This is a genomic window from uncultured Streptococcus sp. (assembly GCF_963528215.1).
GTDB lineage: Bacteria > Bacillota > Bacilli > Lactobacillales > Streptococcaceae > Streptococcus.
The window spans coordinates 14,217-27,404 of record NZ_CAURVL010000002.1; the positions used below are offsets into that span (position 1 = coordinate 14,217).

Genomic DNA, 13,188 nt, shown 5'->3' on the forward strand with positions numbered 1-13,188 from the left:
CCCACGCGCTTTCTAAATAATGCTATTTCTATCTTTATTCTACACTTGTCTAACAAAAAAGTCAATCATTATATAAAAAAGAGTGGGAAATCAATTTTCCTCACTCTATTTTAGAAAAATAAACTAAGTAGGGTTAGCATAGCCAGTCCTCCCTGCTTGAACAGGATTTTTGGGTCACTGGTCACTGCACCGTATGCTGCTACCAAGATGATATAAACCATAAAAATTCCCAGCCAAACCGGACTAGGCTGTACAAAGGCCGCAATCAAGATCAAAACAGCTATCAGACCGTTGTAAACTCCTTGATTTTTGAAAAGAGTATTGACTGACTGCCGATCCAACTCCTCTTGCGACATGCCGAAAACCCGAGCTGTTGTCGCTGAAGTCGTCGCAATGGTCTCCAAGTACAGGATGTAGAAAAATTCCAAAGCAACCAAGCTTGCCAAAATCAGTGTAATAATAGACATTTTAACCCCCTAAAATATATAACGAAACTCAGTATAACACAGACTGACTGGAACTGCGAAAATCTTGCTCAAAAATGGACGTTCTGTATAAAAATAAACACTAAAAATACTGAAGAAAAAAAGCGTAGCAGAAATCAGCAATTTCTGACTAGATGTGATACAATCTTTTTTGAAAAATGGAGGTAAATTATGTTAACCTATGATTTAATTGTCATCGGCTTTGGGAAGGCCGGTAAAACATTGGCAGCCAAAATGGCGTCCCAAGGAAAAAAAGTTGCTTTGATTGAGCGAAGCAAGGCTATGTACGGGGGAACCTGCATTAATATCGCCTGCATCCCAACCAAGACCCTGCTTGTCGCAGCTGAAAAAGGCCTGGCTTTCGACCAAGTCATGGCTGAGAAGAATGCTGTTACCAGCCGTCTCAATGGGAAGAACTACGCAGCAATCAGTGGCGCTGGTGTCGACATCATCGATGCGGAAGCTCATTTCCTTTCCAATAAAGTCATCGAAATCACAGCTGGCAATGAGAAAGAGGAGCTGACTGCTGAAACTATTGTCATCAATACTGGTGCTGTTTCCAACGTCCTACCGATTCCTGGATTGACTGATACTAAAAATGTTTACGATTCAACTGGCATCCAAAACCTGAAAGAACTTCCTAAACGTTTAGGAGTTCTGGGTGGTGGTAACATCGGCTTAGAATTTGCTGGACTCTACAATAAATTGGGCAGTCAGGTGACTGTGCTGGATGCTGCACCTGTCTTTCTTCCAAGAGTAGAACCTTCTATCGCTGCTCTAGCTAAGCAATACATGGAAGAAGACGGAATCCAGCTCCTGCAAAATGTACGTACCAAACAGGTTAAAAATGATGGTGCTGAAGTTGTCGTTGTAACAGAGGGTGGAGAATTCCGCTTTGATGCCCTGCTCTATGCTACCGGCCGTAAGCCAAATGTTGAGCCACTGCAGTTGGAAAATACAGATATCGAGCTGACAGAGCGCGGAGCTATCAAGGTCGATAAGCACTTGGAAACATCTGTACCTGGTGTATTTGCAGTGGGCGATGTCAATGGCGGTCTGCAGTTCACATATATTTCACTGGATGACTTCCGTATCCTTTATAGCTATCTGGCTGGCGATGGCAGCTACACACTGGAAGACCGTAAAAACGTCCCTACCAGCATGTTCATCACACCGCCATTGGCTCAAATCGGATTGACTGAAAAGGAAGCCCAAGATCAAGGACTGCCGATTGCAGTTAAGGAGATTCCAGTCGCAGCAATGCCTCGCGGACATGTCAATGCTGACTTACGCGGTGCCTTCAAGGCTGTTGTCAATACAGAGACCAAGGAAATCGTCGGAGCGACTATCTTCTCAGCAGGGGCTCAGGAAATTATCAATATCCTGACTGTAGCCATGGATAATAAGATTCCTTACACCTACTTGAGCAAGCAAATCTTCACTCACCCAACCTTGGCTGAAAACCTCAATGATTTATTTGCTATCTAATTTTAAGCCCCTGATGGGGCTTTTAAGATGGCTTCAAAACATTTGCTTACATTTCAACTCCTTTTTGTGGTACAATAATGCTAGTTTATTTTAAAAAAGATTGAGGAAGATTATGTCTGAACTGTATGATATTACGATTGTCGGCGGCGGTCCAGTTGGCCTATTCGCAGCTTTTTACGCTCATTTGCGCCAAGCCAAGGTTAAAATCATTGATTCCCTGCCTCAGCTGGGCGGTCAGCCGGCCATTCTCTATCCAGAAAAGAAGATTCTGGATGTGCCGGGCTTTACCAATCTAAGTGGCGAAGAGCTGACACAGCGTCTGATTGAGCAGCTGGAAACTTTCCAGACTGAGATTTGCCTCAATGAAACGGTTCTGGATATCGTTAAATCTGATGATGGCTTCACCATCACGACTTCTCAAGCCCAGCATCAGACCAAAACCATTATCATCGCCATGGGAGGCGGCGCTTTCAAACCGAGAGCTTTGGAGCTAGACGATGCTGAAAGCTACAATAACCTCCACTATCATGTGTCAAACATCAGCCAGTACGCTGGCAAAAAGGTTGTTGTTCTGGGCGGCGGCGACTCGGCTGTTGACTGGGCGCTAGCTTTTGAAAAGATTGCGGAAACCAGTCTAGTTCATCGTCGGGACAACTTCCGGGCTTTAGAGCATAGTGTGGAAGAACTCAAGGCTTCTAGTGTTGAGATTAAGACACCATTTGTACCCAGTCGATTGGTCGGCGAAAATGGCAAGATAACCCACTTGGAAATCAGCCAAGTCAAGGGGGAGGAAAGTCAGCTTCTGCCTCTGGATCATCTCTTTGTCAACTATGGTTTTAAATCCTCTGTCGGCAATCTCAAAGATTGGGGCTTGGAGCTCAACCGTCACAAGATTTTAGTCAACAGCAAGCAAGAAACTTCCGTGCCAGGTATCTATGCAGCTGGAGACTGCTGCAGCTACGAGGGGAAGATTGACCTGATTGCAACTGGGCTAGGCGAGGCACCTACTGCTGTCAACAATGCCATTAACCATATCTATCCTGAGCAAAAAGTCCAACCCAAACATTCTACAAGCCTATAAAAAAACAGCTGCCGAGCTCAAGCTCAGCAGCTTTTATAATTCATCTGCGATTTTATTGATTTTTCTCAAGCGATGATTGACACCGCTCTTAGTTAGAGGCCGGCTCAGACTATCAGCTAGCTGCTGGATGGAGTAGTCTGGATGTTGGATACGAAGCTGGGCTACCTCCTGCAGGTCTACAGGTAGACTATCAATGCCAATATTATCGCTGATTTTGGCAATATTGTTGATGATTTTCATACTGGCTGTAACCGTGCGAGCGATGTTCGCAGTCTCCGCATTATTAGCGCGATTGAGGTCATTGCGCGCTTCCCGCATGAGCTTAAGAGACTCAAACTCAGCCATGGCTTCCATAGCACCGATGACAATGAGAAAATCCATGATATCCTCAGCCCGCTGCAGATAAGTAACAGCCCCTTTCTTGCGTTCGATGGTCTTGGCATCCAGCAAAAAACGGCGCATCAAGGCAGCCAAATCCTCAGCATGATCCAGATAAACGGACAGGATTTCCAGCTGATACTTACCTGAATCTGGCTCTCGCATGCTACCATTTGAGAGAAAGGCCCCCCGGAGATAGGCCCGACTGGCTTCGTCATCTGACAAAATGGCCTGGTCAATCCCTGCCTCAATACCAAAAAAGGAGTCAGCCAAGTGCAAATCAGAAAGGATTTCTTCCACTTTCTGATCTAGAAATACTGTGTATACACGGTTCTTGCGCAGATTGGTCTTCTGATGGTGGCGAATTTCTGACTTGACCTGATAAAGGTCCGACAGCAACTCATAGAGATGGCGGGCAATTTTGGCATTTTCTGTTGTGACAGACAAGGTCAAACCACTGCTGGCCAAGCCCAGACTGCCAGACATCTTGATCATGGCTGACAGCTCATTTTTATCTCTGCTTGCCAGGCTCAGCAGTTCTTCTTTTACTTTTACTGTAAAACTCATTTGCGCACCTGTATAATCTGCATCAATTCGTCAACGACCAACTCGCCATCATGGAACGCTCCGCCATTTTCTAAACGCAGAAAGTTCGAAGAAATAACGCGCGGAACCTGCTCTTGGAGTCCTTGAAAATCATGCTCCACCTGTACCAGATATTCGTCAAACTGGTTGCTATCCATGTACTCATGAGGGACAGGTTCGATATTGACCAAGACTGTATCTACAAACTTCCTGCCTAAATGACGGTGCAATACTTGAACATGATCACTGTCTGAAAAATGCTCTGTTTCACCTCGCTGGGTCATGATATTGCAAACATAGGCCACTTCTGCCTTCGTATCCAAAAGAGCTTGGCCAATTTCCTCAATAACGAGATTAGGCAAAATAGAGGTAAATAGAGAACCAGGCCCCAGAACCACCATATCGCTTTCTAAGATGCTCTCAACCACCTTTTTACTAGCAGCAGGCTTCTTGTCATCATAGGTGTTGGTCACATAGACCCGCTCAATCATTCCGCTCTTACTGGTCAGATTGCTTTCACCGACAACTTCCGTCCCATCTGCAAACACAGCATGCAGAGTTAGAGGGGTGTCGCTAGAAGGGTAGATTTTACCTGTTGTATGGAAAAACTTGGTTAAAAGCTGCATGGCGTTATAGGTTGAGCCCTGCATTTCAGAAATACCGGCAATAATCAGATTGCCCAAGGGATGCCCCGCTAGAACGCCGTCTCCTTCAGCAAAGCGATACTGAAAGACCTTCTCATAAAACTTTGGCATGTCAGACATGGCTACTAAGACATTTCTCAAATCACCCGGTGGAGTCAGCTGCTGGATGTTTTTCCGCAATTCACCAGAACTGCCTCCATCATCTGCTACTGTGACAATGGCTGTAATCTCTACGTCCTTTTTACGTAGGCTGTCTAAAATAACAGAAATCCCTGTTCCACCGCCGATGACTGTAATTCTTGGCTTCCTCATGAGCGGTTCACCGTTTCTTTCCGACGGTTTTTATCGCGGTGGCTGGCATTGACTGGCCAATTTTTAGCCAAATCATCTGCTAAGCGCTGAGCAAAGGCTACACTGCGGTGCTGACCACCCGTACAACCCACAGCAATGGTCAGGATAGACTTGCCTTCCTTCTGATAGCCCGGCAAGATTGGCTCAATCAAGCCCAGCAGATGCTGGTAAAATTCTTCTGACTCGGCATGGTTCATGACATAATCAAAGACATCCTTGTCCAAGCCAGTTTGATTGCGCAGCTCAGGCTTATAGTAGGGATTAGGCAGAAAGCGCACATCAAAGACTAAGTCTGCATCCAAAGGCAGACCGTATTTGAAACCAAAACTCATGACCTCAATACGGAAACTGTGCATCTCATCTTGATTGGAAAACTGTTCAGAAATCGTTTTTCTCAGCTCCCGTGGTGTCAAATCAGTTGTATCTACAACATTTTGGCTGAGATTTTTCAGAGGGGCTAAAAGTTCGCGCTCCAATTTAATCCCATCCAAAATCCGGCCATCAGCTGCCAACGGATGGCTGCGCCGCGTTTCCTTGTAACGAGCCACTAACTCCTTATCCGCCGCATCTAGGAAAAGAATCTTGAAATCGATGTTTTCATTTTGCTCTAATTCATCCAAAACAGGCTGGATTTGCATAAAGAAGGAACGGCTCCGCATATCGACAACCATAGCCAGCTTGTCATTGTCCGTAGTCCCTTCGACCAGCTGCAAAAACTTTGGCACCAGAGTTGGCGGCATATTATCAATGGTAAAATAACCTAAATCTTCAAAGGACTGGATGGCTACGGTCTTCCCCGCCCCGCTCATTCCAGTCACAATGACAAGCTGAATTTTCTTCTCAGACATAATAATCCTTTCATCAGATAGAATCCGTCAAAAAGCTGTTTTCTCCAGCCCTTTTTTAGAGAATCTCGGCAATAACCTCGATCTCAATCTTCACATCCTTAGGCAGGCGAGCCACTTCTACTGCCGAACGCGCTGGAAATGCTTCTGTAAAGGCTGTTTTGTAAACTTCATTAAAGGCCACAAAATCATTGATATCGCTCAAGAAGCAAGTTGCTTTGACCACATGATCAAAGTCTGTGCCAGCGGCTTCCAAAATGGCTGAAACATTTTTCAGTACCTGCTGGGTCTGCTCTTCAATAGTTGTCCCAATGATTTCTCCAGTTTCAGGAGATAGAGGAATCTGCCCGCTAGCAAACAAGAGATTGCCGACAATTTTTCCTTGAACATAAGGTCCAATCGCTGCTGGTGCTTTATCTGTATGAATCGTTTTTGCCATAATTATCACTTCTCCTAGTTATTTTTTTCATTATACCATAAAATAGCAAGCAATGGCCACGACAGATTTATAAGCCTTGCCTTTTTCCATTTTTTCATTGATGGGGCATTAGAAGCTAAAAGGAAATCTTCTTACCTATCAGAACCCACTTTTTAAGATTTAAAAACGCTAAGAAATCTTTCCTAGCGTTTTTAATTTCAAAATCGAACGTTTTATCCCTCTTCCGCTTGCTCTAATACTTCTCTTTCCAGACGCAGCTTGCGTTTGGGATTGAGTTTATTAAAGAGCTCTTCTAGCTTTTCAGCATTCCAGACGTCAGCTGCAGAGACAAAATTTCCATTTTCATCGCGGAAGGATATTGGTTTATCACCCATTGCAAGCCTCCTTAGTCAACGAATTCAAACTCGAACTTGCCGATGCGGACCAGGTCACCATCCTTGGCTCCACGAGCGCGAAGGGCTTCATCAACGCCCATACCACGAAGCTGACGGGCAAATTTCATGACTGCTTCATCGCGGTCAAAGTTGGTCATATTAAAGAGCTTCTCAAGCTTGTCACCTGACAGCACCCAAGTCGCATCATCATCACGAGAGATTTCAAAAGCTGGTGCTTCTTCGTCAAAGCCATAGTAAGCTTCTTCTTCCATTTCAGACTCATCGTAAAGCAAGAACTCTGGCGTCTTATCCAGTAATTCTGCGGTCGCATCCAAGAGGGTCGCAAGTCCCTGCTTGGTCAAGCTAGAAATCGGGAAGATTTGCGGTAGTTCCGCAAATTCGTCATAATTAGCCGCTAATTTCTCTTTAAATACTTTAAGATTTTCAGCACTATCTGGCATATCCATCTTGTTAGCAACAATAATCTGCGGACGCTCCATGAGACGAAGGTTGTAGGATTCCAACTCTTTATTGATAGCTAGATAGTCTTCATAAGGATCACGCCCCTCACTGGCTGACATATCGATGACATGCAGGATAACCCGTGTCCGCTCAATATGACGGAGAAACTGGGTTCCCAGTCCAACCCCTTGGCTGGCCCCTTCGATCAAACCTGGTAGATCTGCTACTGCAAAGGATTCTCCAGAATGAGTACGAACCATGCCTAGATTTGGCACGATGGTCGTGAAATGATAGGCACCAATCTTAGGCTTAGCTGCTGTGATGACACTAAGCAAAGTGGATTTCCCGACAGAAGGGAAGCCAACCAGACCAACGTCTGCTAGGACCTTGAGTTCAAGCAGAAGCTCACGCTCTTGACCCGGTTCTCCATTCTCAGAAATCTCAGGAGCAGGATTTTTAGGCGTCGCAAAGCGAATATTTCCACGACCGCCTCGGCCACCACGCGCTACGATAAATTCTTGACCATTTTCTACCAAGTCCGTCAGCACCTTGCCAGTCTCAGCATCACGAACCGTCGTCCCCTGCGGCACTCGAACAATCAAGTCCTCAGCACCTCGGCCATGCATGCCCTTGGTCATGCCCTTTTCACCAGATTGAGCCTTGAAATGGCGATTGTAGCGAAAATCCATCAGGGTACGCAGACCTTCGTCTACGACAAAAACAACATTGCCGCCACGACCGCCATCACCGCCCCAAGGACCACCATTAGGAACATATTTTTCACGGCGAAAGGCCACCATGCCATCGCCACCATTGCCAGCCTTAACTTGAATCTTGGCCGTATCTAAAAACATACTCATTTTTTCTATTCTCTTTTTCTAGTCTAAAAAAACGCCCTGAAGCGTTTGGATTAAAAGATTGCGCTGAGAGCAGAAGCAAAGATAGCTCCAACTGTCACGATGAGCATGATAATCACGACCAGCATCGTCAATTTTTCAAATCCTGTTTTTTTGCGTTGTCCATTGTCACCAAAAGCCACGATAATACCCCTATCCTATAAAAATTTCTAGGTCTATTCTAACACGATTGCTCCGTTTTTTCAAATGGAAAAGCATGCAAAAAGGCTTTAAGAGAAAACTCTTAAAACCTTTGAATCTTATTTAGTCTTCTTTTGAAGAAAGACATAGCTTCCAAAGCCAACTAAGATTGCCAAACCTGCAACTGACAGCCAAAGCGTCGTTTCTTGACCAGTCTTAGGCAGAACTTTTTTGTTGCCTCCTGCAGCACCTGGATCATTGGTACCATTGTTTGAATTGTTATTTCCATTACCTGGATTGTCTGTTCCGCCCTTTGGATTGTCGGAACTGTTACCAGGGGTATTGTTACCATTGTCTGGGGTATTATTTGGGTTGTTGTTTGGATTATTATTTGGGTTATTGTTAGGGTTGTTATTTGGATTGTTTGGATTGTTGTTATTTCCAGGGTTAGGTGGCTGAACTGCCTTGCCTGGATCATTACCTCTATAGGTATTTGTAAAGACAGGATCCAAATCATATTTAACAGAGCCCAAAAACTCACCATTCACATCTTTAACAGTAACTGTCAGCTGAGCTTCCTTGTCATCATAGATGTAGTTAGCATCATTGCCCGGAATTTCCTTAATGCTGTAGCGGTAGTCACCAGCTGCATTATAGTTCAAGGCTTTGAAATTGATAGAACCATCAGCTTCATTGGTAGCTGTTTGAAGTAAAACACCGTTTTCGTCAAAGAGACCAAAGGTAAATTGACCCTTCTCTAACACTTTATTAACAAGTTTTTTCTGTGCCTGAATCTTCACATCTTTTGCTAGCACAGCGCTTCCTTTACCAGAGCCCTCTTCCAAGCGGACTGACTTAGTAATAGTACGCTCTGGGAATCCTTTAGCTGTCCATGATAACTTGTTGTTAACCACATCACCCACTTTAGTACCTTCTGGTACGCGAGTAGAGTACTCGATGTACATTGGCCAGTTGTAGTTATCGCCAAAGTTAATGGTAAAACCGTTAGCATCGCCATTAGCGTTTTGGGTTAGGACTGCTTTGTTAGTAAAGTTATCAACTACAGGCAGAGTCAGGATATGAGCTTCATTGCGGATACCACCAGCAACTGGAGCATAACGAACTGCCCGCAGCGTACCAGGAACCAAGGTCAGACCATCACCAAAGGTGTCTGAAATCACCATGTTGCGAAGCATGTCCTGTCTTGCATTCAGGATAATGCGCCATTTAACAATACTCGGATCAGTGCTGTCTTGGTAGCCATATTTCATTTCATACTCACCAGCAGTTCCTTCTTCTTTCTGATATTGGAAAGAAAAGTCTGTCTGGCCAAATTTGAAGGAAACAGGACCTGTTTCTTTGACTTTTTCGTTATTGATACGAACATTAAAGCCCAAAGATAGCTCTTTCTTTTGGGTATAGTTTGTAAAGTAGTTACTGAAAGTCACTGTAACTGACTGAGTCGCCGGGTCAGTTTGAGCTGTACCGACTAACTCTCCCGTATGATTAACAACATCATAGACATCGAAGTTTAAGGCAGTAATCAGACTTAATTCTTCCGGAAGTTTAAAAGTCAGGGTATCCCCTTCAGCTATATTTTGAGCCGCTGGAAATGTGAAGTTGGTTGTTACAGACAAGGTTTCATTAGTCTTAACAGTTGAGTCACTTGTTAATGGCTCACCATCCTTAGTAATGCTGGTTTGCTGACTGTATTCAGTTACTTCAGAAGCCTGAGTTCGAGCAGCAAAACCTAAACCTGTAACAATAGCTGTTAATAAGATAAGAATTTTAAAAATAATTGTATTTTTATTTTTCATCTTTTTCTCCTTTCGTAGCTTATTATACCAAGAGTATTGCAATTTATCAACATTTTTATTCATAGTGTTTAAAAATTCATAACAATGTAAAAAAACCAAGACATTATGTCTCAGTTTCTTTACTTTTTATTACTCAATTCCAATTTCATCTCGAACAACATTGGCAATGGTATCTACATAATAATTTACTTCTTCGTCAGTTGGTGCTTCAGCCATGACCCTCAGCAGAGGCTCAGTTCCACTCGGACGAACCAAAATCCGGCCATTGCCAGCCATTTCAGCTTCCATTTTCTCAATGACCGTCTTAATAGCTGGAACTTCCATCGCCTTATCCTTCATGCTGTTTTCCACACGGATATTGACTAGTTTCTGCGGATAGATGGTTACTTCAGCGGCCAATTCGGATAGTTTCTTACCTGTTTCCTGCATGACCTTGGTCAATTGCACAGCTGAAAGCTGACCGTCACCTGTCGTATTGTAGTCCATAATGATAACATGTCCAGACTGCTCGCCACCTAGATTATAGCCATTCTTACGCATTTCCTCTACTACATAGCGGTCACCAACTGCTGTCACAGCCTTTTGGATGCCTTCACGATCCAAAGCCTTATGGAAGCCTAGGTTGGACATGACAGTCGTAACAATGGTATTCTGCGCCAGCTCGCCTTTCTCAGACAGGTACTTACCGATGATGTACATAATCTTGTCACCATCTACTAGCTCACCATTTTCATCCACTGCAATCAAGCGGTCACTATCTCCATCAAAGGCCAGACCAATCGCTGCACCAGACTCACGGACAACTTCCTGCAAAGCTTCTGGATGTGTAGACCCGACATTCAGATTGATATTGAGGCCGTCTGGATTTTCTCCGATAATCGTCAACTGTGCTCCAAGGTCTGCAAAAATCTGACGGGCACTGGTAGAAGCTGCACCGTTGGCCGTATCTAAGGCTACATGCATTCCTTCTAGTTCCAAACCAGTTGAAACCAAGTATTGTTGATACTTGCGCAGTCCTTCTGGATAGTCTACCAAGTCACCCAAACCTTCGGCGCTTGGACGTGGCAAGGTATCTTCCGCTGCGTCCAGCAAAGCTTCGATTTCCAACTCACGCTCGTCGTCCAGCTTATAGCCGTCACCGCCAAAGAATTTGATACCATTATCTAATGCTGGATTGTGGCTAGCAGAAATCATGACTCCGGCGCTGGCTTTCTCTGACTTGACCAGATAAGCTACACCCGGTGTTGCAATGACACCCAATTTATAGACATGAATCCCAACGGACAAAAGTCCTGCAACCAAGGCGCTTTCCAGCATTTCTCCTGAAATTCGAGTATCCCGGCCAACAAAGACCCGAGGAACTTCACTTTCGTGCTGGCTCAGAACATAACCACCAAAGCGGCCGAGTTTAAAGGCCAATTCCGGCGTTAATTCCACATTTGCTTCTCCGCGAACACCATCGGTTCCAAAGTATTTACCCATTATAAATAGTTTCCTTTCATAAGACCTGGATGTAAAGATTTGGCTGCAAGCAAGGCAGACCGCTTTAATCCAAGTTTATTTTCAAAATTTTATTTAGTTTTTATCTGATGAGCTCGTATTTGAGCTGCTGTTAGAGGAGGACGAGCCAGAGTTTTCTGCTGTTTTAGTGTTGACACGCATAGTTGTTTCAAATGGTGTCACCACGCTTGGCATGACATTTCCCTGACCATCCACAGCCTGCAGCGGTACTGTCCCGCTATAGTTGCCGGTGATAATGACATTGGTCGGGAGAATGGCTACGACATACTCAATCTTAGACAGGGTCTCCTCGTCACTGGTAACTGTAGCTTCCTTATTTTCCAAGGTTACACCACTGATAGACACATTTTCAGCCACCTGGCTGTCTGTGATGAGGTAGCGGACCTCAACCTTCTTACTGGCTTTTTTACCAATCTTAACAGAAATCTTCTGGGGAGTGACTGTAGCAGTCAGACCGCTTGGCAGGTTTTCAACCTTTAGCGGAATTTCTACTGTTCCCTCTGTAGCCTTAGAAAGATCAGCTACAACTCGAAACTTCCGAGTACTTTCCTGCATTTCACTGGCTAGATTAACCCGGTTGGAGCCTGTCAGGGCGACGGAAACTTCAGAAGTGAAGCCGCTGATAAAGTAATTCTCGCTGTCATATTTGATATCAATTGGCACATTGGAAACCGTATTGGTATAAGTTTCAGATGTGACCTGTCGAACTCCGGTATTGTTTTGATAACTGCTAGAGGTTGCATAGACAAAAAGCACTAGGGCAAAGAAAAACGAAGAGATGATATAAAGAATTTTTTTACGTTTTTTCATTTCTTCCATCCTCCCATGAAGCGTTTTTTCAAACCTGCTGGCTTGTCCTGCTCTGATAAGAAGACCTTTCTCAGCTCTATCTCAAACTCATCCAAAGTCAAATCATGCTTGAAAATTCCATTGTGCGTGGTGGAAATACCGCCTGTTTCTTCTGAAACGACAAAAGTAAACGCATCGGATACTTCAGACAGGCCAATAGCTGCGCGGTGCCGGGTTCCAAACTCCTTGGAGATGCCGCTGCTTTCTGTCAGAGGCAGGTAGGCACAGGAAGCTGCAATCTTATTGTTTTTTATGATGACAGCTCCATCGTGCAATGGCGTATTGGGGATAAAAATGTTGATTAGCAGCTCTCCGGACACATCTGCATCCAAGGGAATCCCTGTTGCAATGTACTCCTGCAAGGTGCGGGTTCCCTGAATAGCCACCAAAGCCCCGATTTTCCGCGGACTCATATAGGTAACAGACTTGACAAAGGCCTGAACCATTTTTTCTTCGTTACTGATGGGCGTCGTAGAAAAAATATCCGTTGCTCGGCCCAGCTTTTCCAATCCTGCCCGAATCTCAGGCGAGAAAATCACTACGGCCGCAATGACCCCGTAAGTGATGACCTGATTAATCAGCCAAGAAATGGTGGTCAAGCCGATGATATTGGCAAAAAACTGTGCCAAGATAAAGAAGAGCACCCCGCGGACCAAAATCATAATCTTGGTACCGGCAATAGCCTTGATTAGATAATATAGAATCCATGCGACGATAGCGACGTCAATAATATTAATTACAATCCTCCAAGGGTCAGAAAACAAACTGGCCCAATATTGGAGATTGGTTAGTTGTTGAAAATTCATACTTAGACTTCCTACTCCTCTACAAG

The 13,188-nt window shown here is 44.5% G+C and carries 14 protein-coding genes; 2 read left to right on the top strand and 12 right to left on the bottom strand.

All coding sequences use genetic code 11. The features are described from left to right. Positions 1-110 precede the first annotated feature (110 nt). Positions 111-467 carry a DUF1304 family protein gene (locus RWS24_RS00945; RefSeq protein ID WP_314364658.1) on the bottom strand — a complete coding sequence of 119 codons (357 nt, stop codon included), beginning with the start codon at positions 465-467 and terminating at the stop codon, positions 111-113. A gap of 189 nt (positions 468-656) precedes the next feature. Here RWS24_RS00945 and RWS24_RS00950 point away from each other — a divergent pair, with 189 nt between their 5' ends. Continuing rightward, entirely contained in the window at positions 657-1,973 is a 1,317-nt protein-coding gene (locus RWS24_RS00950) for an FAD-containing oxidoreductase (protein ID WP_314364661.1), read from the top strand. 112 nt (positions 1,974-2,085) lie between these two features. Next, complete coding sequence (locus RWS24_RS00955) at positions 2,086-3,054, top strand: NAD(P)/FAD-dependent oxidoreductase (protein WP_314364663.1); 969 nt, start codon at positions 2,086-2,088, stop codon at positions 3,052-3,054. A 33-nt stretch (positions 3,055-3,087) separates the two neighbouring features. Here the strand turns inward: RWS24_RS00955 and whiA are convergent, their stop codons facing one another. The 11 genes from whiA to cdaA all read right to left on the bottom strand — a co-directional run bounded on the left by whiA (position 3,088) and on the right by cdaA (position 13,162). Next, entirely contained in the window at positions 3,088-3,999 is a 912-nt protein-coding gene (gene whiA / locus RWS24_RS00960) for a DNA-binding protein WhiA (RefSeq protein ID WP_314364664.1), read from the bottom strand. Next, positions 3,996-4,973: a YvcK family protein gene (locus RWS24_RS00965; RefSeq protein ID WP_002895961.1), complete on the bottom strand. Its 978-nt coding sequence runs from the start codon at positions 4,971-4,973 to the stop codon at positions 3,996-3,998. Before RWS24_RS00965 ends, whiA begins: the two co-directional genes overlap by 4 nt. Further along, positions 4,970-5,860: an RNase adapter RapZ gene (gene rapZ / locus RWS24_RS00970; protein WP_314364665.1), complete on the bottom strand. Its 891-nt coding sequence runs from the start codon at positions 5,858-5,860 to the stop codon at positions 4,970-4,972. Before rapZ ends, RWS24_RS00965 begins: the two co-directional genes overlap by 4 nt. Positions 5,861-5,915: 55 nt before the next feature. Beyond that, positions 5,916-6,296 carry a RidA family protein gene (locus RWS24_RS00975; RefSeq protein WP_002895964.1) on the bottom strand — a complete coding sequence of 127 codons (381 nt, stop codon included), beginning with the start codon at positions 6,294-6,296 and terminating at the stop codon, positions 5,916-5,918. Between the two features lie 212 nt (positions 6,297-6,508). Then, positions 6,509-6,670, bottom strand: a complete 162-nt coding sequence (locus RWS24_RS00980) for a hypothetical protein (RefSeq protein WP_314364669.1) — start codon at positions 6,668-6,670, stop codon at positions 6,509-6,511. An 11-nt stretch (positions 6,671-6,681) separates the two neighbouring features. After that, complete coding sequence (gene obgE / locus RWS24_RS00985; protein WP_048774407.1) at positions 6,682-7,992, bottom strand: GTPase ObgE; 1,311 nt, start codon at positions 7,990-7,992, stop codon at positions 6,682-6,684. Positions 7,993-8,042: 50 nt separating this feature from the next. Continuing rightward, the gene (locus tag RWS24_RS00990; protein ID WP_002895969.1) at positions 8,043-8,171 is read right to left on the bottom strand and encodes a DUF4044 domain-containing protein; all 129 of its coding nucleotides are present in this window, start codon (positions 8,169-8,171) and stop codon (positions 8,043-8,045) included. A gap of 117 nt (positions 8,172-8,288) precedes the next feature. Beyond that, the gene (locus tag RWS24_RS00995; RefSeq protein ID WP_314364672.1) at positions 8,289-10,049 is read right to left on the bottom strand and encodes an Ig-like domain-containing protein; all 1,761 of its coding nucleotides are present in this window, start codon (positions 10,047-10,049) and stop codon (positions 8,289-8,291) included. A gap of 66 nt (positions 10,050-10,115) precedes the next feature. Then, positions 10,116-11,468: a phosphoglucosamine mutase gene (gene glmM / locus RWS24_RS01000; protein WP_061602948.1), complete on the bottom strand. Its 1,353-nt coding sequence runs from the start codon at positions 11,466-11,468 to the stop codon at positions 10,116-10,118. Positions 11,469-11,561: 93 nt separating this feature from the next. Beyond that, on the bottom strand, positions 11,562-12,326 hold the full coding sequence (locus RWS24_RS01005) for a CdaR family protein (protein ID WP_314364675.1): 765 nt from the start codon (positions 12,324-12,326) through the stop codon (positions 11,562-11,564). Next, on the bottom strand, positions 12,314-13,162 hold the full coding sequence (cdaA, locus tag RWS24_RS01010) for a diadenylate cyclase CdaA (protein WP_314364677.1): 849 nt from the start codon (positions 13,160-13,162) through the stop codon (positions 12,314-12,316). The genes RWS24_RS01005 and cdaA overlap by 13 nt, the downstream gene beginning before the upstream one ends. Between the last annotated feature and the right edge of the window lie 26 nt (positions 13,163-13,188).

Bases quoted from the DNA above. Each gene is read 5' to 3' on its own strand.
- RWS24_RS00945 (WP_314364658.1), bottom strand. From the start codon at position 467: ATGTCTATTATTACACTGATTTTGGCAAGCTTGGTTGCTTTGGAATTT.
- RWS24_RS00950 (WP_314364661.1), top strand. From the start codon at position 657: ATGTTAACCTATGATTTAATTGTCATCGGCTTTGGGAAGGCCGGTAAA.
- RWS24_RS00955 (WP_314364663.1), top strand. From the start codon at position 2,086: ATGTCTGAACTGTATGATATTACGATTGTCGGCGGCGGTCCAGTTGGC.
- whiA (WP_314364664.1), bottom strand. From the start codon at position 3,999: ATGAGTTTTACAGTAAAAGTAAAAGAAGAACTGCTGAGCCTGGCAAGC.
- RWS24_RS00965 (WP_002895961.1), bottom strand. From the start codon at position 4,973: ATGAGGAAGCCAAGAATTACAGTCATCGGCGGTGGAACAGGGATTTCT.
- rapZ (WP_314364665.1), bottom strand. From the start codon at position 5,860: ATGTCTGAGAAGAAAATTCAGCTTGTCATTGTGACTGGAATGAGCGGG.
- RWS24_RS00975 (WP_002895964.1), bottom strand. From the start codon at position 6,296: ATGGCAAAAACGATTCATACAGATAAAGCACCAGCAGCGATTGGACCT.
- RWS24_RS00980 (WP_314364669.1), bottom strand. From the start codon at position 6,670: ATGGGTGATAAACCAATATCCTTCCGCGATGAAAATGGAAATTTTGTC.
- obgE (WP_048774407.1), bottom strand. From the start codon at position 7,992: ATGAGTATGTTTTTAGATACGGCCAAGATTCAAGTTAAGGCTGGCAAT.
- RWS24_RS00995 (WP_314364672.1), bottom strand. From the start codon at position 10,049: ATGAATAAAAATGTTGATAAATTGCAATACTCTTGGTATAATAAGCTA.
- glmM (WP_061602948.1), bottom strand. From the start codon at position 11,468: ATGGGTAAATACTTTGGAACCGATGGTGTTCGCGGAGAAGCAAATGTG.
- RWS24_RS01005 (WP_314364675.1), bottom strand. From the start codon at position 12,326: ATGGAAGAAATGAAAAAACGTAAAAAAATTCTTTATATCATCTCTTCG.
- cdaA (WP_314364677.1), bottom strand. From the start codon at position 13,162: ATGAATTTTCAACAACTAACCAATCTCCAATATTGGGCCAGTTTGTTT.